This window comes from Solibacillus sp. (assembly GCF_040273735.1).
In the GTDB taxonomy this organism is placed as follows: Bacteria; Bacillota; Bacilli; order Bacillales_A; family Planococcaceae; genus Solibacillus.
On sequence record NZ_JBELZM010000001.1, the window covers coordinates 237,100 to 257,387 of the forward strand.

Sequence of the window (20,288 nt, forward strand, 5' to 3'; positions counted from 1 at the left end):
GTCCACTTTTCGTGGCAAACTGTACTATTAATTACGCAATTTAAATGAGGTGACATTTATGTCTCTACGTTCTAATCGAGTTGCTGAGCAAATGAAAAAAGAAATTACTGAAATCATTGCGCGCAAAATCAAAGATCCGCGTGTAGGTTTCGTTACGGTTACAGATGTAGCAGTAACAGGAGATTTACAGCAAGCAACTGTTTATATTACATCGTTAGGCAATGACCGCGAACGTGCGGAAACATTGCAAGCGCTGGAAAAAGCATCCGGTTTCATCCGTTCGGAAGTCGGTTCACGTATCCGCTTACGCCGTACGCCTGAACTGGCATTCGAATTCGATACAGCAATCGAATACGGAAACAAAATCGATGCATTACTACGTGGCCTACACGAAGATAAATAAAACCAAGAAGTCTGCACTGCATAACTATGCGGGCAGGCTTTTTTGCATTTGAAGGTTCTTTAACTAAATTGTTGAATAATGCTAAGGTAAGAGTGACGCGAAGCGAAGGGGGGCGACTCCTAGGGGATCAGCGTGCGCGGAAAATCCACTTTATCGCTGCCGCCGTAAGAGGTAGCGATAAAGTTAGTTGGAGCCACGCCCCCAGGAATATTTGAACGAATGCTAAAACCGTTACGTCGTGTAACAACGCATTCGTGACCAACGTCCTGTTGGCCTCCCGTAGCGAAGCAGAACGGATCGTATGAAAAGTACCAACTATAGCTGAAGCTTATATCAAAGAATCTATTAAATATCGAAACCCTATTTCAAACAAAGGAGCAAAACAATGAACGGTATTTTGCCATTATGGAAAGAGCGCGGCATGACAAGTCATGACTGTGTGTTTAAATTACGAAAAATATTAAAGACGAAAAAAGTTGGACATACCGGGACACTTGATCCTGGTGTAGAAGGCGTCCTGCCAATCTGTATCGGTCAGGCAACACGCATCGCCGAATATTTAACAGATGCCGGCAAAACGTATGAAGCAGTCGTATCGATTGGACGCACGACAACAACAGAAGATGCGGAAGGCGAAACGGTAGAACAAAATACAGATCTCAAATCATTTACACGTGAAGAAATTTTAAACGCACTTCAAACGCTGACTGGTGAAATCGAACAAACGCCTCCGATGTTTTCCGCTGTAAAAGTGAACGGGAAAAAGCTTTACGAGTACGCAAGAGCTGGTCAGACAGTTGAGCGCCCAACACGTAAAATCAAGATTTACGAGCTGGAATTATTGGATGATGCACAAACGTTCGAAGGGGAAGAAGTGAAATTCTCGATTCGCATCAAATGTTCTAAAGGGACCTATATTCGTACATTAGCCGTACAAATTGGTGAAGCATTAGGCTACCCGGCGCATATGCATGAACTTGTAAGAACAGCATCGGGCACATTCACGAAAGATAATTGCTTAACATTGGCCGAAATCGCGGAAATGATGGCAGCTGGGGAGCAGGAGAAGTTTCTGTTGCCGGTTGAATATGCATTATCCGACTATCCATACATTGAAGTTACGGAAGACATTGAAAAGCAAATTTTCAATGGGCAAGTTCTCCCGATGCATACTTTATTAACGGAACATGATAAAATTGTATATGGTGTAGAGGGACGAGCATTTGCGGTTTACATCGCCCATCCGACAAAGAGCGGGCAAATGAAGCCGGACAAGATGTTTCCCGAAATTAATTAGGAGGCACGAGATGAACGTTATTCATTTGAAATACCCCCATCAATTAGCACAGGAAATAGAAAAAGAGGCATACTCATTAGCAATCGGATTTTTTGATGGGGTACATAAAGGACATCAGGCGGTCATTGAAGCGGCAAAGCAAAAAGCCGAGCAGCTTAATATTAAAAGTGCCGTGATGACTTTTGATCCACATCCATCGATTGTATTAGGTAGACGTAATGAAAAAGTATTTTATATTACTCCTCTATCGCAAAAATTAGATACTTTAAAAAAATTAAATATCGATACAGTATTTGTTGTAAACTTTACATCTGATTTTGCAAAGCTTACACCTGAAGAATTCATTAAGTATTTTATTGTAGATTTAAATGTTCGGCATGTAACTGCCGGTTTTGATTTCTCATTTGGCTCATACGGCAAAGGCAATATGGAGCTGATGGAGCAACTGTCTAACGGCCAGTATGGTGTAACAGCAATCGAAAAGCAGCAGGATGTAGTTGAAAAAATCAGTTCCACACGCATTCGCAAAGCATTGCAGGACGGAGAAATGGAGCAGGCTCGTAATCTATTAGGCCGCGCATTTGAAGTGCCGGGAATCGTCGTGCACGGAGATAAACGCGGGCGGACAATGGGCTTTCCGACAGCAAACGTCCAGGCGATGGAAGGCTGCTATATACCGGCAACAGGTGTGTATGCAGTGAAAATTTTAGTGCAAAATAAATGGTATGACGGGGTTTGTAATGTAGGCTATAAACCGACATTCAACAACCCGGATGAAAAGCAGCTGTCGATTGAAGTGCATATTTTAAATTTCAATAAAAACATTTACGGTGAAGAGGTCGTTGTCGGCTGGTATAAACGCATTCGCAGCGAACGGAAATTTAATGGCATCGAAGCGTTAATTGAGCAAATCGAATTAGATAAGCAGCAGGCAATCACCTATTTTGAACAACTACGCTAAATAGTTGCGCATCTATAAACAATTATGGTACTATTCACTAGTACGAAATTCTCGTATGAACCTTAGCTCGGCTTTTCGCAACTCCAGCGACTGCTGTGCTATTGGGGATATCTTATTTATCAGGAGGTCATTTAAAATGGCAATTACACAAGAACGTAAAAACGAAATTATCGCTGAGTACCGCGTACACGAAACAGACACTGGTTCTCCAGAAGTACAAGTAGCTGTATTAACTGCAGAAATCAACGCATTAAACGCTCACTTAGCTACTCACAAGAAAGATTTCCACTCTCAACGTGGTCTTCTTAAAATGGTAGGTAAACGTCGTCATTTATTAAAATATTTACGTGAAAACGACGTAGCTCGTTACCGTGAATTAATTACTAAACTTGGATTACGTCGCTAATACGTCGATAATCCGATAATAAAAGCGGGATTTTTCCCGCTTTTTATTATGTTTGAAAAGATTTTGCTTTCCGAATCAATGGTGCGATGTTTAACTTCTTTGAGCAGGTGTCAATACGCCTGTTGAAAGAAGTTAAACCATTGCTGGAAAGCCAAAAATATTTTACGAAATTTATCGATATTTTCAATCAAAAAATTTAGCATAGAAAACGCTTTTTTGATACACTAACTATGGTACATAATATGATACGTAGAGTGTTTCAATAAGAAAGGGGTTCATTTAATGAACGAAAAAAAGGTCTTTTCGTATGAATGGGCAGGCCGTCCACTTGTAGTAGAAGTAGGACAGCTAGCAAAACAAGCAAATGGTGCTGCAATGATCCGCTATGGCGAAACAGCAGTTTTAGCTACGGCGACAATGTCAAAACAGCCAAAAGCATTAGATTTCTTCCCGTTAACAGTTAACTTTGAAGAACGTCTTTATGCAGCAGGTAAAATCCCAGGTGGTTTCATTAAACGTGAAGGACGTCCATCAGAAGCGGCTGTATTAACTTCCCGCTTAATCGACCGTCCGATCCGTCCAATGTTCCCGGATGGTTTCCGTAATGAAGTACAATCAATTTTAATGGTTATGTCAAATGATTCAGACTGCCCTGCTGATGTAGCAGCAATGTTTGGTTCTTCATTATCATTAGCAATTTCTGATATCCCATTCGACGGACCGATTGCAGGTGTACATGTAGGATATATCGACGGTGAATTTGTTGTGAATCCGACTGTAGAACAATCTGCAAAATCGACTGTTCACTTAACAGTAGCAGGTAACAAAGACGCGATTAACATGGTAGAAGCAGGTGCTTTAGAAGTAACTGAAGAAATCATGCTTGAAGCGATAATGTTCGGTCATGAAGAAATTAAAAAGTTAATTGCTTTCCAAGAGCAAATTGTTGCTGAAGTTGGTAAAGAAAAACTAGAAGTAACATTATATGAATTAGATGCAGACTTAACAGCAGCGATCAAAGCTGAATGTGAAGCTGATATGAATACAGCGATCCAAACAGTGGACAAGCAATTACGCCAAGAAAATATTACAGCAGTAAAAACACGTGTTATTGAATCTTATGAAGCGCAGGAAGCTGACGAAGATACGATGAAACAAGTGAATGCTATTTTAGATAAAATGGTAAAAGACGAAGTGCGTCGTCTAATTACAGAAGATAAAGTTCGTCCGGATGGTCGTAAGCAAGATGAAATCCGTGCACTTTCTTCAGAAGTAGATTTATTACCACGCGCACACGGTTCAGCATTATTCACACGTGGACAAACGCAAGCATTATCAATTTGTACTTTAGGTGCTTTAGGTGACGTTCAAATTATTGACGGCTTAGGTATCGAAGAGTCAAAACGTTGGATGCACCACTACAACTTCCCGCAATTCTCAGTTGGGGAAACAGGTCGTTATGGTAGCCCAGGCCGTCGTGAAATCGGTCACGGTGCATTAGGTGAGCGTGCAATTTTAGCGGTAATGCCAACAGAAGAGGAATTCCCGTATGCAATCCGTTGTGTATCGGAAGTGTTGGAATCAAACGGTTCTACTTCTCAAGCATCAATTTGCGCATCAACAATGGCACTTATGGCTGCAGGTGTGCCAATTAAAGCACCAGTTGCAGGTATTGCAATGGGTCTTGTTAAAAAAGGCGAGCACTATACAGTATTATCAGATATCCAAGGTATGGAAGACCACCTTGGCGACATGGACTTTAAAGTGGCAGGTACAGCTAAAGGTGTAACAGCACTTCAAATGGACATTAAAATCGATGGTCTGTCTCGTGATATTTTAGAAGAAGCATTAACACAGGCGAAAATCGGCCGTATGCACATTTTAGAGCATATGATGTCAACGATTTCAGAGTCTCGCACTTCATTATCACAATACGCACCAAAAATTGTTTCAATCAAAATTAATCCTGACAAAATCCGCGATGTAATCGGACCGGGTGGTAAAGTAATCAATAAAATTATTGATGAAACAGGCGTTAAAATTGATACAGAACAAGATGGTACAATTTACATCGCTTCAGCTGATGAAGCAATGATTAACCGTGCTAAAGAAATGATCGAATCAATCGTACGCGAAGCTAAAGTAGGCGAGTACTACTTGTCAACAGTAAAACGCATTGAAAAATTCGGTGCATTCTGTGAAATATTCCCAGGTAAAGACGGATTACTGCATATTTCTGAAATTCAGGAAGAACGTACGAAAGAAGTAGAAGACGTATTAAAACTAGGTGATGAATTACTAGTGAAATGTATCGAGATCGATAAACAAGGTCGCGTAAACTTATCACGTAAAGTAGTTATCAAAGAAGAAAAAGAGCGCGCAGAACAAGGGAAATAATTGAAACAAGCGTTTCAAACAAGATAAAAAGGGAGGTTGTACACTATTGTACAGCCTCTTTTTTAAATAATGTCAAGTTGATTAAGCCGCGGAAAATCTGGTTGCTCCTGCAGTTGCTCCAAAGCTTTATTCAAAGCTTTGGAGCAACGCCCCCGGAAGTAATGGAACGAATGCTAAGAGCGTCACATCGTGTGACAACGTATTCGTGACCAACATCCTGTAGGCCTCCGGAATGGAGCATCCCATACTTTATAAATAAGCCCCAAATTGGAATACTACGGATTTTTAAGTCATACTTATAGTTTATTAGCCGAAATAAAGGAGAAATTTATGGTACAAGTAATTACAGCAAAAAATGGCGTGCGCATTGTCACAGAACAAATGTCGCATGTCCGGTCATTATCGGTCGGCATTTGGGTCAATGCAGGCTCACGCTACGAAACAAAAGAAGAAAATGGGATTACTCATTTTATCGAACATATGCTTTTCAAAGGAACGAAAAACCGTACAGCCCGTCAAATTGCGGAAGAGTTCGACCGCATCGGTGGAGAGATTAATGCTTTTACATCGAAGGAACATACATGCTATTACGCAAAAGTGCTGGACCATCATGGGGAGCTTGCAATCGACATTCTGGCCGATATGTTCTTTAACTCACTGTTTTCAAAGGAAGATATCGAACGCGAACGCCAAGTTGTGCTGGAAGAAATCTACATGAGCGAAGACGACCCGGCAGATGATGTCCATGAAAAATTATGGGGTGTCATGTTCCCGGATGATGCGCTAGGGCGTCCGATTTTAGGAACACCGGAAACGTTATCGACATTTGATGAAGAGATGATTCGCTCGTATATGGCGAAACATTACGGCCCCCAAAATGTTGTCATTTCAATTGCTGGGAATATTGAAGATAGTCTGCTGGAAAAAGTGGAAGCATTATTTGGAAACTATGAATCAAGTGAAGAATCGATAGTTTCCAAACCGTCTTACCCGACATTTACACCAGGGGAAGTTGAAAAACTGCGCGATACCGAACAGGCGCATATTGCAATTTCATTCCCGGCGATTGCAGTAAAAGATTCGAAAATGTATAGTTTTATTGCGTTGAATAATATTATCGGCGGCAATATGAGCTCACGTCTGTTCCAGGAAGTGCGTGAAGAGCGTGGCTTGGCGTATTCTGTTTTCAGCTATCAGTCGAGCTATGAAGATGTGGGGACGTTTACGATTTATGCATCGGCATCGAAACAAAACTTGGATGCATTAAAGCAGCAGATCGACCAGACGTTATTTGACCTTGTGGCAGGAGGGGTAACGGAAACCGAGCTTGAAAATGCGAAGGAGCAGCTAAAAGGCGGCTTCGTTTTAGGCCTTGAAGGTACGGAAGACTTTATGAACCGTAACGGGGTCAATGAACTGATCCATCAAAATCATCGTTCAGTCGATGAAGTACTAGCAAAAATCGATACAATATCGATGGAAACAATCGATGAGCTAATTACACAAATTTTATTATCCGAGCCGGCAATTGCGATTATCGGACCGGAAAACGATTAAACAAAAAGGACAGCGCGTGCTAGCAGTTAGCATACGCTGTCCTTTTAAAATTCGGCCGCTGGGAATTTCGTTGAAGCCGACTTGAAATATTGATAATAGATAATAAAACCAATAATCGGAACAATCGGTGCACCCATTAGTACAATATCCATAATACTAAATATAAGCACGATCACTAAATGAACAAACGTAAAGAGAAAAAAGTAGCCTAGCAATGTTCCAATTGAGATGCTTTTCGTACCTTTTGTCGGATTGCTTAAATAGTTTTTCAGCATTGATCCGATGGAAGCGATTCCGGCAGCAAAAGCAATTGAAAGAAAGGAAAATTCAAAGCCCCCGATTTGATTATTTAAATATAAATAAGTTTGATAGATTCCGATAGGAACTGCAATGATAAGCAAGAGCAGCAAACTGAAGATAAATAAGCTTTTTACTAAGTCCTTTGGATCAATCGGCATTACTCGTAATCGTTTCATAAAATGGTTCTCGAGTAAGTAGCTCGTACCTAATGAGGGTGAGAGCATAAATAAATAGAAAGTCAGAAAACCTAAATTAATTTCTTTGCTAATTACCCACTGAATTGCGATCATTCCTATAATAAATAAAAAAACAGTGATAAATAGTTTTCTAGATAGATAAAAATGAATTTTAAGTAGTGCTATCAAACGACATCCCTCCTGTTTTCACGAAAGTAAGTGATGCTTGCTGCGATGATGAGCAGAATCAATAAACTCACAAATAAAATGAAACTTTGAAAAGTAGATAATCTTCCAAGAAATACGAATAGTTGTGATAACCCTAATGGAATAAGAATTATAAAGAAGTTCGTAAATCGCCCAAACTGGCTTCGGCGAAAAAGCAGGAAAAAAGCGATAATAAAAAAGCTGATGCCAAAGCTTACTAATAGCTGTCTGACGGAAGGCAAAACAAGCTGCTTTTCCAGCAATGTTTGAATAGCGGTCGTTGCTACAATTGTATAAAGGATATAGTACAGTGTGTAACGTCCTAAAAAAGAGAGATCCACTATGAAAAAAGTCTTTCTGGAAATCGGAAACAAACTTGCCATGACGAGCTGGCTCTCACGTTGATCCAAATAAATGGCACATAGCGCTGTAATACTGATTGACAGTATAAAGTACGCCGCGAATTCGGCACCTTCAAATAATAAAGGAAGACCGAAAATTGATGCCACAAGTGGTGTAAACAAAATCCATGCAGACAATTGCTGTCCGTAAAAACGAAAAAGCATCTGTTTCATTTTTTCCGCCCCTTTACGAAAAACAGCATCAGATCATCAATCGTCGGTTTTTGCAGTTCAATAACAGGATTCACGAATTCACGCATAACCAAGTACTCAATTCCAAATACATAATCCCGTTTGCCTACAATCGAATGGCTCGGTATAATTTTCGCTTCTTCATGCGTTCCTTTCCAAATTCCGTAACCGTACAGCAGATCATCTTTATTTTTACTGAACAAAATTTCGCCATCATGAATAAATGTTATCGTATCTGCGATTTTCTCTAAATCCGTTGTAATATGCGAAGAAAATAGAATGGCATGATCTTCTTGCTCCATAAAGTTTTGAAGCATGCCGAGTACTTCATCACGCACAATCGGATCAAGACCGCTCGTTGGTTCATCAAGCAGCAAAAGTTTTGGCCTGTGACCCAATGCAAGTGAAAGAGCGAGTTTCATTTTTGCTCCTTTAGACATCGATTTGATTTTGTCATATTTCGGCACATCCAGCTCCTCCAGCAATTGATAAAAATAAGGACGGTCCCAAGTAGGATAAACATTTCCGTAAAGGACATCGAGCTCCTTTGGTGTAAAGCTTTCCGGTACATGCAGTTCATCAAATACAACTCCGATCAGCGCCTTTGACTCCACTTCATGTTCAATATGATCTTTTCCGAATAAAAGGATTTCTCCATCAATTTTTTTCAGCAAATTTAAAATCAGTTTGATCGTCGTTGATTTCCCGGCCCCGTTTTGTCCGATAAAGCCTGCAATGGTTCCGCTCTCAACCGTGAACGAAATATTATTTAAACGGAATTTTTTAAATTGCTTCGAAACATTTTTCACTTCAATTGCGTTCATCATCATTCCTCCAATAGTAAATCGAGTAAGTCATGCAGTTCCTCTTTCGGCACATTGGCAGTTTTCGCGATGGAAACCGCTTTCGTGAAATGCACTTCAATTTGGCGGATCAGCTCTTCTCTCAAGAAATCCTGATTACGTTCCGATACATAGCTTCCTTTACCGGCAATCGTGACGATAAAGCCATCCCTTTCCAAATCTGCATACGCCCGCTTTGTTGTCATAACACTGATCTTCAGTTCTTTCGCTAATGCCCTTATAGAAGGTAGGGAATCACCAGTTAAAAGAGTGCCTGTCAAAATGGCCTGTTTTAACTGGTCGGTAATTTGCTCATAAATAGGTTTTTCGCTGTTATTGCTTAATTTGATAATCAATCGTTTCACCTCACATGTTCAAACTGTGTATATACAGTATATACAGATATGGAATATTTTGTCTACCAAAAATTCAAGAAACAAAATTTTTACGCATTTGCATTTTTAAATTACATTATTTACTACCATTATTTTTCCGAACGAGTGCCGTGTGACTCGTTACACACGAATAGGTCCTTCAAACTTAAATGTTGAACCATTTCACTTCTGCCAAAGTTGATGCATATAGTAATGTAGGCTCTTACAAGAGGAGGGATGCAATGCTTTTATCAGAGCTCGCTGAAAAAGAACTGATCGAAATGGAAAACGGTGTTCGATATGGATTTTTAGCTGAGACGGAATGTATTTTTGATGCCAAAACAGGAAAAATTGCCGGATTTGAAATGCCGGCGCAAATGGTGAAAATGCCGTTCCAAAAGAAAAAGGCAGGGATGGTAAAATATATTCCTTGGAGTGAAATTATTTTAATTGGGGAAGACCGGGTATTATTTCAAAAAACAACATCGACATTAAAGCATGCCAATGATGACTGAACGCTGGCTTGTGATCGGTACAGATGAGCGGATGAAGTTTTTGGCGAAGCAATTATCTACAAGTGATCGCACGGTGTATTACAAAAACACGACTGTTTGGGATGAAGCACTGAACAAAGTGGCATTGGAGCTGCACCCGACAGAAATTGTGTTGCCGATCCACCCTTTATCGATTCAAGTGGAGGAGCTTTTAGGTATTCGTCGGGCACAATTTTTTGCGGGGAAATTGACAGATCAATGGAAACAAATTCTTGGAAACAAGCAAGTGCATTACTATTTGGAAGATGAAACATTCATCTGGAAAAATGCCGCACTTACTGCAGAAGGCTTTTTAGCGCATTTGTATAAAGATAAGGTAAATGTGCAGTATAAAACAATTATGATTACAGGGTTTGGACGTGTAGCGAAGATGCTTGCCCTGTTTTTAACACGTCTCAATGCAAAGGTCATCATCGCCGTACGTTCGGAAACGCAAAAAGCCGAGGCCCTTGCATATGGCTATCAAGGAATTGAATTAAATGAGAAAAATAGTATGGAATCGGATTTTATGATTAATACGATCCCGACAAAATGGCTGACGAAGGATTTTGAATCATGGATGGTCCATCCGATTTATGATGTCGCATCAAGTCCGGGATGTTTGAACGATATCAGATTATCACAATATGAGCTGCTACCTGCATTACCTGGGAAATACTTTCCGCAAGCTGCGGCAAACTTGTTATACGAAACGATACTAGATTTACGAAAGGAGGAAGCAAATGCTTGAGGGAAAACGCATTGGTTTAGGAATTACCGCATCACATTGTACGTATGAAGATGTCATACCGAAAATCACCCAATTTCGTGAAGCCGGTGCAACCGTTGTACCGATTATAACGCCTTCTGTATTACACGCTGCTACACGATTTGGAACGGGTGAAGAATGGATTGCGAAAATCGAGGAATTCTCGGGGGAAAAGGTTGTCAGTTCCATTGCGGAAGCGGAGCCGTTTGGACCGAGTAATCCGCTAGACTGCATGGTAATCGCACCGATGACAGGGAACTCCATCAGTAAATTTGCGAATGCCGCAACAGACAGTGCCGTACTGATGGCAGCAAAGGCGACACTCCGTAATGGTTCGCCTGTAGTACTTGGTATTTCAACGAATGATGCGCTTGGGTTAAACGGAATGAATTTAATGAAATTAATGAATGCAAAAAACATTTACTTCATTCCATTCGGTCAGGATGATCCAATTAAAAAACCGACGTCGCTCATAGCGGATTTCACAAAAATGCTCGATACTGTAGCATATACGCTCGCTCATAAAAAACAGATCCAGCCAATATTTATACAATATTTTAAATAATCAAATTATCTCGCACAATTCTTGTAATATATGATACAATATCCAACATTATATACATACCGATATTTTTAGGAGAGATGAGACATGACAAAGAAATTGAATGTTGCCGTAGTTGGGGCAACAGGAGCTGTAGGTTCAAAAATGATGGAGAAGCTGATTGAGCGCAAATTTCCAATCGCATCGATCAAGTTTTTAGCTTCTGCTCGTTCAGCAGGAAAACAAATTGAATTCAATGGTGAAAACTATACGATAGAAGAAGCGAAACCGGAAAGCTTTGAAGGGATCGATCTAGCACTATTTTCAGCAGGCGGCTCTGTATCAGAAACACTGGCACCTGAAGCAGCAAAACGTGGAGCGATTGTTATTGATAACACAAGTCATTTCCGTATGGATCCAGAGGTACCGCTTGTTGTACCGGAAGTAAATCGCCATGCATTAAAAACGATACCAAAAGGGATTATCGCAAATCCTAACTGTTCGACAATTCAAATGGTTGCAGCATTACAGCCAATCCGTGAAAAGTTCGGTTTAACAAAAGTTGTTGTATCAACGTATCAAGCGGTATCCGGTTCTGGTGTGGCGGCAATTGAAGAGCTGCGTGAGCAAAGTGCACAGTGGGATGCAGGGAAAAATGTTGAAGCGAAAGTTTTACCGGTCAAATCAGATAAAAAACATTATCCTATCGCACGTAACGTCATTCCGCAAATTGATAAATTTACGGACAATGGCTTTACATATGAAGAAATGAAAATGATCAACGAAACGAAAAAAATTATGGAAGCACCTGAGCTGAAAGTCGCTGCAACATGTGTACGTGTTCCGGTTGTTTCAGGCCACTCAGAATCGGTTTATATCGAACTGGAGCAAGAAGCAACAGTACAGCAAATTTTTGACGCATTAACTGGTGCGCCGGGCATTGTTCTGCAAGATGACATTCGCGAACAGCTTTACCCGATGCCGATTTTTGCGGAAAATGAAGAACCGACATATGTTGGACGCATTCGCCAAGATTTAGACAACAAAAAAGGATTCCACTTATGGATTGTGTCAGATAATTTATTAAAAGGGGCTGCACTCAACTCTATTCAAATTGCAGAAGCTATGCTAGAGGATCACTTACTATAAGGGGAGGATTATTAGTTATGGATTTCGGACGTATTGGTACAGCGATGATTACGCCGTTTAAAAAGGACGGTACGATTAATTATCCTGAGTTAGAACGAATTATTGATCATTTAATTGAAAATGGTACAGATTCAATTATTGCTTGCGGAACAACTTCGGAAAACCCGACAATGTCAACTGAGGAAAAAATCGAGGTCGTGCGCTTTACAGTCGAAAAAGTGGCAGGACGCATACCTGTTATTGCCGGTACAGGGGATAACGAAACAGCCTACTCGATTATGATGACTCATAAAGCAGAGGAAAATGGGGCAAACGGAATCATGCTCGTAACTCCATATTATAATAAGCCAAACCAGCGCGGCATGTATGCCCACTTTAAAACGATCGCAAAAGAAACGAAACTGCCTGTCATGCTCTATAATGTCCCTGGTCGTACAGGTGCCAATATTTCAGCAGAAACAACGATTGCGATCAGCAAAGACGTACCGAATATTACATGCATTAAAGAAGCAAGCGGTAACCTGGATCAAATGGGTGACATCATTGAAAATGTCGATTCGGATTTCTATGTATATTCAGGGGATGACGGGTTAACATTGCCACTGCTTGCAATTGGCGGTCGCGGCATTATTTCTGTCGCTTCACATGTAGTAGGGAAAGATATGCAGCAAATGGTTCGCGCATTTGAAGAAGGCCGTCACCAGGAGGCTGCACAAATTCACCGTGCATTACTGCCGCTCGTGCGCGCATTATTTGCACAACCGAATCCATCACCAATTAAATACGCGATGACAAAATTAGGCTTTGATACACTTGATGTACGGATGCCGATGATGGAAATGCTACCGGAAGAAAAGGCAGCATTTGATGAAATATGGGATACGTATCAGGAAAAAGCAAAAAGTTTCCGCGCATTACAAGTGAACTAACACAATCACAGTCACTCCTTCCGATGAGAAGCGGGTGACTGTTTTTTTGTTTTTAGTCAGTTTGAGGAATATAGCGGATGAAGTGAGGATTAACGGTCAGTAATTGAGGATTATGAGATCTCGCTTGAGGATTATCGGCCACCAACTGAGGATTATCCAAATAAAACCGGGGATTTAAATATCGGTATTCTGTAAAACGGTTGTGATTTTAATTTGCCCGGTATTCCGTAAAAAAAGAAAATCACTTTTTTATTTGTACTAACGACATTCTCACCGTATAATGAACTTTAAGTGGTTGCTGTTCGGAACAATTTAGGAGGAAATAAAGTGACAAAATCAAAAAATGAACTAATCCGTGTCATTCCATTAGGTGGAGTTGGCGAAATCGGAAAATCAATGTATGTAATAGAAATCGATGAAGAGCTTTTCGTAGTAGACAGTGGGCTCATGTTCCCAGAAGACGAAATGCTCGGAATTGATATCGTCATTCCAGATATCACGTATTTGGAGGAAAATAAAGAGCGCGTAAAAGGTATTTTCCTTACTCATGGACATGAAGATGCAATTGGATCGATTGCGTATGTATTGAAGAAAATTAAAGCACCGGTATACGGTTCAAAATTAACGATCGCATTGGCGAAGGAGCACTTAAAAGAATTGCCTGCACCTTACCAAGTGAAATTCTTTGAAGTATCGAGCAATAGTCGCATGAACTTCAATTCTACTTATGTGACATTCTTCCATACAACACATAGTATTCCAGATTCATTAGGTATCGTGTTCCATACTTCAGAAGGCGCTATCGTTCACACAGGCGAATTCAAATTTGACCAGTCAGCAACAGGCAAGTTCAAGCCGGATCTGGCAAAAATGGCGATGCTCGGTGAAGAAGGCGTATTCATGCTTTTATCAGAATCAATGGAAGCAGAACGTCCAGGCTATACAACAAGTGAAGCAGTTATTGCGGAAGAATTGCAAAAAACGTTCCATTCGGCACCAGGTCGAATTATTGTAGCATTATATGCATCAAACTTTATACGTATTCAGCAAGTGTTTAGACAAGCTGCCGCATCGCACCGTAAAGTCGCGGTAGTCGGGAAATCATTAGAGAAAATGGTCGATATCGGTGTGAACCTGGGCCATTTGGAAATCGATGAGTCAACACTTGTGCCAGTAAACGAAATTCATAAATATCATGATGACGAAATTATTATTATGGCAACGGGCAACAAAGGTGAACCACTTGATGCACTAGATAAAATTGTACGTAAACACCACCGTGATATTAAAATCAGAAATACAGATACAGTTTTAATTACATTCACTCCATCACCAAGCATGGAAGTGCAAATGTATAACACGATGAACCAATTGGCAAAAGCTGGAGCACATGTCATGACTTCGAACAAAAAAGTCCATGTTTCCGGCCACGGCAGCGCGGAAGATTTAAAGTTGATGCTGAACTTTATGAAGCCGAAATACTTTATCCCGGTTCAAGGGGAGTACCGCATGCTGATTGCGCACTCAAAACTTGCACAACAAGTGGGATTGCAAAAATCACAAATCTTCATTGCAGATAAAGGCGATATTGTCGAATACAAAAACGGCAAAGTGCGCATGACAGGACGCGTACAGGCAGGGAATGTACTGATCGATGGAATCGGTGTAGGCGATGTAGGTAATATCGTACTGCGTGACCGTAAACTGCTTTCACAAGATGGTATTTTCATTGTCGTTGTGACATTGAACCGTGCACAGAAGAAAATTGCTTCAGGTCCCGAAATTTTATCGCGCGGATTCGTATACGTACGCGAATCAGAGCAGTTAATGGAAGAAGCTTCTGAAATCGCACGCGAAGTGATCGAGAAGTACGTCGGCAAAGAAACGTTCGAATGGACAAACATTAAGCAAGAAATTCGCGACACATTAAATCAGTATTTATTCCAAAAAACAAAACGTCGTCCAATGATCATTCCGATCATTATGGAGTATTAATTTAAAGGGACAATTATCGTTGCTCCTATATCTAATAATCAAAAAGGGTTTTCTTACATTAAGCGTGAGAAAGCCCTTTTTCTAACTAAATTTCCGGAGTGAAGATGTTCCTTGTTGCTACTATTAGAGAATGCTGGATAATTGCGGTAAAGAATAATGTTTATTTGAAAAAAACTGATTTTTCGGTACATAGCAGTAAAAGTATTCTTAATTCAGCACAAACTAAATCAATTGATTAAATATTAAGCATCATCATAACCCGGAAGCCTATACAGCAACTTTGGCGTCTAACAATAGGGAACAATTTTTAAGTAGGTGAACAAGGATTGGATAAAAAGAAAAGTAGTAAAACAAAAGCAAAAGCAAAGCCGACGCTAAAGCCAAAAACGAAAGAGGAGCTCCACCCGCTCGCATATGAGATTATCGGATTGCTGCTCATTGCGCTAGCCATTATCGAATTTCTGGAGTTCGGACTTGTTGGGAGAATGCTCCATTCAATTGCCATGTTTTTATTCGGCAATTTACATTTTATCATCCCATTACTATGCTTTTTAGTCGCAGGGATGCTAATGGTCAAACGCCGGGGTGTCGCATTTAATACCCGTGTTGTATACGGGGTGCTGTTTGTCGGGGCCAGCTTGACGATTTTCAGTCACAGTTTGTTATTCGAACAAATGCATGCAACAAACACTCTGTTGTCAAATTCAGTATTAAAGGAAACATGGAGAATACTCATCAGCACAGATGGAATCGCAAATCGAAGCAATGCGCTTGGCGGCGGTATGATCGGCGGATTATTATTCAGCCTGTTTCATGTATTATTCGACGCATCCGGAGCAAAAATTGCCGCATTTGTATTATTGGCAATCGGGATTATTTTAATTACCGGAAAAGCGCTCGTGCCAATATTAGTGGAGAAAGCCCCTACACTTAAGGGAAAGTTCAGAAGAACGAAACGCAGCACAAGAAGTAAACCAAAACCTGAAACGAAAGAGAAGCAGCGTCGTTCTAAAACCGAACCAATTATGGATGAGGAAGCAGCCGATTTGGAAGACCTGATTATTACAACAGCAACGCCCACACCAACAGCGCATCATGAGCCGATCATTTCAAATTTTGTGGAGCAAGTAAAACAGGAAAAGCAAAAGGGTAGCGAAATTGAGGTAGAAGAAAAAATAAGTGAGCCGATCATGGCTGTAACTTCCGAACCGGACCAAACATACATTTTACCGTCAATGCAGCAGCTGAACCCACCGCCGGAACATGACCAAAGCGGTGAATATTCGGTCATCCAAACAAATGCAAAGAAATTGGAACAAACATTTTTAAGCTTTGGTGTAAAAGCGAAAGTGACACAAGTACATTTAGGTCCTGCAGTTACGAAATATGAAGTAATGCCGGACACAGGTGTAAAAGTAAGTAAAATTGTCAGCCTTCAAGATGACTTGGCACTTGCTCTTGCAGCAAAAGATATTCGTATTGAAGCACCGATCCCAGGTAAGTCGGCTGTCGGTATTGAAGTACCGAACAGTGAAGTGGCGGTCGTGACGTTGCGTGAAGTGCTTGAAGCAAATGAGCAGGTGAAAGTCGGAGCGAAATTGCTAGTGAGTTTGGGACGAGATGTAACAGGCCAGGCGATAGCGGCAGAATTAAACAAAATGCCACACTTATTGGTCGCCGGTTCTACTGGTAGCGGTAAAAGTGTATGTATCAATGGCATTATTGTGTCACTATTGATGCGCGCAAAACCAAGTGAAGTGAAAATGATGATGATCGATCCGAAAATGGTGGAGCTAAGTGTGTATAATGGCATTCCGCATTTATTGGCACCGGTTGTAACAGATCCACGTAAAGCGGCACAGGCATTGCAGAAAGTTGTATCGGAAATGGAGCGACGCTATGATCTGTTTTCACATTCCGGTACAAGGAATATTGAAGGATATAACGAATATATCGATATAGGTAATGAAGGTGCAATGGAGAAACAGCCTAAGCTTCCGTATATTGTCGTAATTGTCGACGAGTTGGCGGACTTAATGATGGTTGCGTCCAGTGAAGTGGAAGATGCGATTACACGACTTGCCCAAATGGCGCGTGCAGCCGGAATTCATCTCATTATCGCAACACAAAGACCATCTGTGGATGTTATTACCGGCATCATCAAAGCGAATATCCCTTCCCGTATTGCATTTGCTGTGTCATCGTCTGTCGATTCCCGCACAATTTTGGATATGGGCGGCGCCGAGAGATTACTTGGTCGCGGCGATATGCTTTATTTACCGGCAGGGGCATCGAAACCTGTCCGTGTGCAAGGTGCATTTGTAAGTGATCATGAAGTGGAAAGAATTATTAACAGTGTCATTGAGCAGCAAAAAGCTCAATATGAGGAGGCGATGATTCCGACCGATGAACCGATTGTTGACGTAATGGACGAAACGGACGACCTGTATGACGAAGCCGTACAACTCGTAATGGAAATGCAAACCGCTTCTGTATCTTTATTGCAGCGTCGATTCAGAATCGGGTATTCACGTGCAGCACGAATTGTCGATCAGATGGAGCAGCGCGGAGTTGTCGGACCACCAGAAGGAAGTAAACCGCGTCAAGTGCTAGGAAATAGATACTAGAAAACCTTGACATTATCGGACTTTTCGGAATATATTCTTTTCTATAAGTTTTTAAATAAATTCGCTAATTTTTCACAATAACATGACACATTTAAAGAAATATGTTTTCTTTTTTCGTTTAAAGTGTTATATTATTCACGAATTAGTAGGAATGTTGTACATCAGATGTCTGATCTCTATGTTATGGTGGTGATACTAATTGACAATTAAAGCAGATCATCGTCATTTATACTTACAAGTTATTGATCGTTTGAAGTCAGATATAGATAAAGGGACCTATCGTGAGAACGAAAAATTACCCTCTGAATTCGAACTTTCAAAAACATTAGGTGTGAGTCGTGCAACGCTTCGTGAAGCACTGCGACTTTTGGAAGAAGAAAACATTATTGTCCGACGTCATGGTGTCGGTACATTCGTCAATCCAAAGCCGGTCTTTACATCAGGCATTGAACATTTATCGAGTGTATCATCTATGATTGAAAACGCTGGTATGAATCCAGGCACAATCTTCATCAGTGCAAAGGAAGAAAAAGCCACGGAAGATGATGTGGAACGTTTCCAAGCTGACATTGATGACAATGTTATCACGATTGAACGTGTAAGAACGGCTGACAATGAACCGGTCGTCTACTGTGTAGACAAAGTACCGGCAAATTTATTGCCAAAAGAATTTATAAGTAATCAAAAAGTTTCTATTTTCTCAGCTTTAGAGCAAACTGGATCTATCCGTGTTGCATATGCAGTGACATATATTGATCCTGTAGGCTTCCACGATGAAGTATCACCGATATTGAAATGTGGGCCGGAAACAGCATTACTTGTATTAAAGCAACTTCACTATGATGAAAATGATCGTGTTGTTCTTTATTCAAAAAATTATTTCAGAGCTGACAAATTCAGCTTCCATGTAGTACGTAAACGGGTGTAGAACAATAATTTCTATTATTTAATTCCTGCTAATATCAATTACCTTTGAGGGGGACTCATTAATGAAAAAGCGTAAATTTGGTTTATTAATTTCTTCTGTAGTAGCAACTGGTGCAATTTTGGCGGCATGCGGAACTGACGAAGAGTCAACTGATTCAAAAGACACTTCTAAAAATGATTCTAATTCTGGTTCTGAGACAAGCACTGACACAGGTTCTGGCGATTTCTCAATCGCAATGGTTACAGACGTTGGCGGCGTAGATGACAAATCATTCAACCAATCAGCTTGGGAAGGTGTTCAACAATTCGGTGCTGACAACGGCCTTTCTAAAGGTGACGGTGGTTTCGACTACTTACAATCTCAATCAGATGCTGACTACAACACAAACTTAAACAACTTATTACGTCGTGACTTCGATTTAGTATTCGGTGTTGGTTTCATGATGGGTGATGCAATTGAAGAAATCGCTAATGACAATCCAGATGCACAGTTAGCATTAATCGATGCTGCAGTTGAAGCTGAAAACGTAGCAAACATTTTGTTCAAAGAGCAAGAAGGTGCTTTCTTAGCTGGTGTTGTTGCAGCTTCAATGTCTGAATCAGGCAAAATCGGTTTCGTAGGTGGCGTTGATATCCCAGTAATTAACCGCTTCCACGCTGGTTTCATCGAGGGTGCAAAAGCTGTTAACCCGGATATCGAAATCCAAGTAAACTACACAGGTGTTTTCGATGATGCATCTAAAGGTAAAATCGCTGCGAACTCAATGTACTCTTCTGGCGTAGATATTATTTTCCACGCTGCTGGTGGTACTGGTAACGGTGTATTCTCAGAAGCTAAAGAGCGTAAAGCAAAAGATCCAGATGCTAACGTATGGGTAATCGGTGTTGACGCTGACCAATACGCAGAAGGTCAAGTTGATGACTCTACAAACATCACTTTAACTTCTATGTTAAAAGGTGTTAACAACGCAGTAGTGGATATCGCTACAAAAGCGAAAAACGGTGAGTTCCCAGGCGGTGAAACAACTGTTTACGGTTTAGCTGAAGACGGTGTTGGCTTAGCAGATTCTCGTGGTGCGATTCCTCAAGAAGTAATGGATAAAGTAGAAGAATATAAAGAGAAGATTGCTTCTGGCGAAATTAAAGTTTCAGAAGAAAAACCTAAAGATAAATAATAATTCTTAATGGAGTAATCATCATAGGGGAATTATTCCCTATGATGATTTTCTAATTTACAGGTTCGTTTTAAATATTCAGTAAATTTAGTATTGAGAGAAATGTAAGCGTTATATTTTCATAGAATTG

Annotated in this window: 19 protein-coding genes; 15 read left to right on the top strand and 4 right to left on the bottom strand. The window is 40.6% G+C overall.

The annotated features are described in order from the left end of the window. Window positions 1–58: 58 nt before the first annotated feature. The 6 genes from rbfA (at window position 59) to ABS917_RS01210 (ending at window position 7,021) form a co-directional block, all read left to right on the top strand. Window positions 59–403: a 30S ribosome-binding factor RbfA gene (gene rbfA / locus ABS917_RS01185; protein WP_079525296.1), complete on the top strand. Its 345-nt coding sequence runs from the start codon at window positions 59–61 to the stop codon at window positions 401–403. Window positions 404–788: 385 nt separating this feature from the next. Continuing rightward, window positions 789–1,700: a tRNA pseudouridine(55) synthase TruB gene (gene truB / locus ABS917_RS01190; protein ID WP_350477293.1), complete on the top strand. Its 912-nt coding sequence runs from the start codon at window positions 789–791 to the stop codon at window positions 1,698–1,700. Window positions 1,701–1,710: 10 nt separating this feature from the next. Beyond that, window positions 1,711–2,661 (top strand): riboflavin biosynthesis protein RibF, encoded by a 951-nt coding sequence (ribF, locus tag ABS917_RS01195; RefSeq protein ID WP_350477294.1) that lies wholly within the window; start codon window positions 1,711–1,713, stop codon window positions 2,659–2,661. A gap of 136 nt (window positions 2,662–2,797) precedes the next feature. Beyond that, window positions 2,798–3,067, top strand: a complete 270-nt coding sequence (rpsO, locus tag ABS917_RS01200) for a 30S ribosomal protein S15 (protein ID WP_008403229.1) — start codon at window positions 2,798–2,800, stop codon at window positions 3,065–3,067. Between the two features lie 282 nt (window positions 3,068–3,349). Next, window positions 3,350–5,464 (top strand): polyribonucleotide nucleotidyltransferase, encoded by a 2,115-nt coding sequence (gene pnp / locus ABS917_RS01205; RefSeq protein WP_350477295.1) that lies wholly within the window; start codon window positions 3,350–3,352, stop codon window positions 5,462–5,464. Window positions 5,465–5,794: 330 nt separating this feature from the next. Next, window positions 5,795–7,021 (top strand): M16 family metallopeptidase, encoded by a 1,227-nt coding sequence (locus ABS917_RS01210; protein ID WP_350477296.1) that lies wholly within the window; start codon window positions 5,795–5,797, stop codon window positions 7,019–7,021. A 44-nt stretch (window positions 7,022–7,065) separates the two neighbouring features. Here ABS917_RS01210 and ABS917_RS01215 read toward each other — a convergent pair whose 3' ends face one another. From ABS917_RS01215 to ABS917_RS01230, 4 genes are all read right to left on the bottom strand, one after another. After that, window positions 7,066–7,497: a hypothetical protein gene (locus tag ABS917_RS01215; RefSeq protein WP_350477297.1), complete on the bottom strand. Its 432-nt coding sequence runs from the start codon at window positions 7,495–7,497 to the stop codon at window positions 7,066–7,068. Window positions 7,498–7,682: 185 nt separating this feature from the next. Continuing rightward, window positions 7,683–8,279, bottom strand: coding sequence for an ATPase (locus ABS917_RS01220; RefSeq protein ID WP_350477298.1), 597 nt, complete (start codon window positions 8,277–8,279; stop codon window positions 7,683–7,685). Then, the gene (locus ABS917_RS01225; RefSeq protein WP_350477299.1) at window positions 8,276–9,121 is read right to left on the bottom strand and encodes an ABC transporter ATP-binding protein; all 846 of its coding nucleotides are present in this window, start codon (window positions 9,119–9,121) and stop codon (window positions 8,276–8,278) included. Before ABS917_RS01225 ends, ABS917_RS01220 begins: the two co-directional genes overlap by 4 nt. A 2-nt stretch (window positions 9,122–9,123) precedes the next feature. Then, entirely contained in the window at window positions 9,124–9,495 is a 372-nt protein-coding gene (locus ABS917_RS01230) for a GntR family transcriptional regulator (protein ID WP_008403222.1), read from the bottom strand. Window positions 9,496–9,755: 260 nt separating this feature from the next. On the opposite strand from ABS917_RS01230, the gene ABS917_RS01235 reads away from it, so the two are divergent. From ABS917_RS01235 to ABS917_RS01275, 9 genes are all read left to right on the top strand, one after another. Next, on the top strand, window positions 9,756–10,028 hold the full coding sequence (locus ABS917_RS01235) for a YlmC/YmxH family sporulation protein (protein WP_079525316.1): 273 nt from the start codon (window positions 9,756–9,758) through the stop codon (window positions 10,026–10,028). Continuing rightward, the gene (locus ABS917_RS01240; RefSeq protein WP_350477300.1) at window positions 10,021–10,797 is read left to right on the top strand and encodes an NAD(P)-dependent oxidoreductase; all 777 of its coding nucleotides are present in this window, start codon (window positions 10,021–10,023) and stop codon (window positions 10,795–10,797) included. Before ABS917_RS01235 ends, ABS917_RS01240 begins: the two co-directional genes overlap by 8 nt. After that, window positions 10,790–11,380 (top strand): dipicolinate synthase subunit B, encoded by a 591-nt coding sequence (locus ABS917_RS01245; protein ID WP_350477301.1) that lies wholly within the window; start codon window positions 10,790–10,792, stop codon window positions 11,378–11,380. The genes ABS917_RS01240 and ABS917_RS01245 overlap by 8 nt, the downstream gene beginning before the upstream one ends. A gap of 84 nt (window positions 11,381–11,464) precedes the next feature. Then, window positions 11,465–12,505: an aspartate-semialdehyde dehydrogenase gene (locus ABS917_RS01250; RefSeq protein WP_350477302.1), complete on the top strand. Its 1,041-nt coding sequence runs from the start codon at window positions 11,465–11,467 to the stop codon at window positions 12,503–12,505. A 17-nt stretch (window positions 12,506–12,522) separates the two neighbouring features. Continuing rightward, on the top strand, window positions 12,523–13,434 hold the full coding sequence (dapA, locus tag ABS917_RS01255; RefSeq protein WP_350477303.1) for a 4-hydroxy-tetrahydrodipicolinate synthase: 912 nt from the start codon (window positions 12,523–12,525) through the stop codon (window positions 13,432–13,434). A 327-nt stretch (window positions 13,435–13,761) separates the two neighbouring features. Further along, entirely contained in the window at window positions 13,762–15,429 is a 1,668-nt protein-coding gene (locus ABS917_RS01260) for a ribonuclease J (RefSeq protein ID WP_350477304.1), read from the top strand. A gap of 326 nt (window positions 15,430–15,755) precedes the next feature. Continuing rightward, on the top strand, window positions 15,756–18,056 hold the full coding sequence (locus tag ABS917_RS01265) for an FtsK/SpoIIIE family DNA translocase (RefSeq protein WP_350477305.1): 2,301 nt from the start codon (window positions 15,756–15,758) through the stop codon (window positions 18,054–18,056). A gap of 199 nt (window positions 18,057–18,255) precedes the next feature. Then, window positions 18,256–18,984 (top strand): GntR family transcriptional regulator, encoded by a 729-nt coding sequence (locus ABS917_RS01270; RefSeq protein WP_350477306.1) that lies wholly within the window; start codon window positions 18,256–18,258, stop codon window positions 18,982–18,984. Window positions 18,985–19,045: 61 nt separating this feature from the next. Beyond that, window positions 19,046–20,158, top strand: coding sequence for a BMP family lipoprotein (locus tag ABS917_RS01275; RefSeq protein ID WP_350477307.1), 1,113 nt, complete (start codon window positions 19,046–19,048; stop codon window positions 20,156–20,158). Window positions 20,159–20,288: the final 130 nt, after the last annotated feature.

What these genes read in the sequence shown, in the direction of transcription:
- ABS917_RS01225 (WP_350477299.1), bottom strand. Translation starts at nt 9,121, where the DNA reads ATGAACGCAATTGAAGTGAAAAATGTTTCGAAGCAATTTAAAAAATTC.
- truB (WP_350477293.1), top strand. Translation starts at nt 789, where the DNA reads ATGAACGGTATTTTGCCATTATGGAAAGAGCGCGGCATGACAAGTCAT.
- pnp (WP_350477295.1), top strand. Translation starts at nt 3,350, where the DNA reads ATGAACGAAAAAAAGGTCTTTTCGTATGAATGGGCAGGCCGTCCACTT.
- rpsO (WP_008403229.1), top strand. Translation starts at nt 2,798, where the DNA reads ATGGCAATTACACAAGAACGTAAAAACGAAATTATCGCTGAGTACCGC.
- rbfA (WP_079525296.1), top strand. Translation starts at nt 59, where the DNA reads ATGTCTCTACGTTCTAATCGAGTTGCTGAGCAAATGAAAAAAGAAATT.
- ABS917_RS01235 (WP_079525316.1), top strand. Translation starts at nt 9,756, where the DNA reads ATGCTTTTATCAGAGCTCGCTGAAAAAGAACTGATCGAAATGGAAAAC.
- ABS917_RS01240 (WP_350477300.1), top strand. Translation starts at nt 10,021, where the DNA reads ATGACTGAACGCTGGCTTGTGATCGGTACAGATGAGCGGATGAAGTTT.
- ABS917_RS01215 (WP_350477297.1), bottom strand. Translation starts at nt 7,497, where the DNA reads ATGAAACGATTACGAGTAATGCCGATTGATCCAAAGGACTTAGTAAAA.
- dapA (WP_350477303.1), top strand. Translation starts at nt 12,523, where the DNA reads ATGGATTTCGGACGTATTGGTACAGCGATGATTACGCCGTTTAAAAAG.
- ABS917_RS01275 (WP_350477307.1), top strand. Translation starts at nt 19,046, where the DNA reads ATGAAAAAGCGTAAATTTGGTTTATTAATTTCTTCTGTAGTAGCAACT.
- ribF (WP_350477294.1), top strand. Translation starts at nt 1,711, where the DNA reads ATGAACGTTATTCATTTGAAATACCCCCATCAATTAGCACAGGAAATA.
- ABS917_RS01245 (WP_350477301.1), top strand. Translation starts at nt 10,790, where the DNA reads ATGCTTGAGGGAAAACGCATTGGTTTAGGAATTACCGCATCACATTGT.
- ABS917_RS01220 (WP_350477298.1), bottom strand. Translation starts at nt 8,279, where the DNA reads ATGAAACAGATGCTTTTTCGTTTTTACGGACAGCAATTGTCTGCATGG.
- ABS917_RS01250 (WP_350477302.1), top strand. Translation starts at nt 11,465, where the DNA reads ATGACAAAGAAATTGAATGTTGCCGTAGTTGGGGCAACAGGAGCTGTA.
- ABS917_RS01210 (WP_350477296.1), top strand. Translation starts at nt 5,795, where the DNA reads ATGGTACAAGTAATTACAGCAAAAAATGGCGTGCGCATTGTCACAGAA.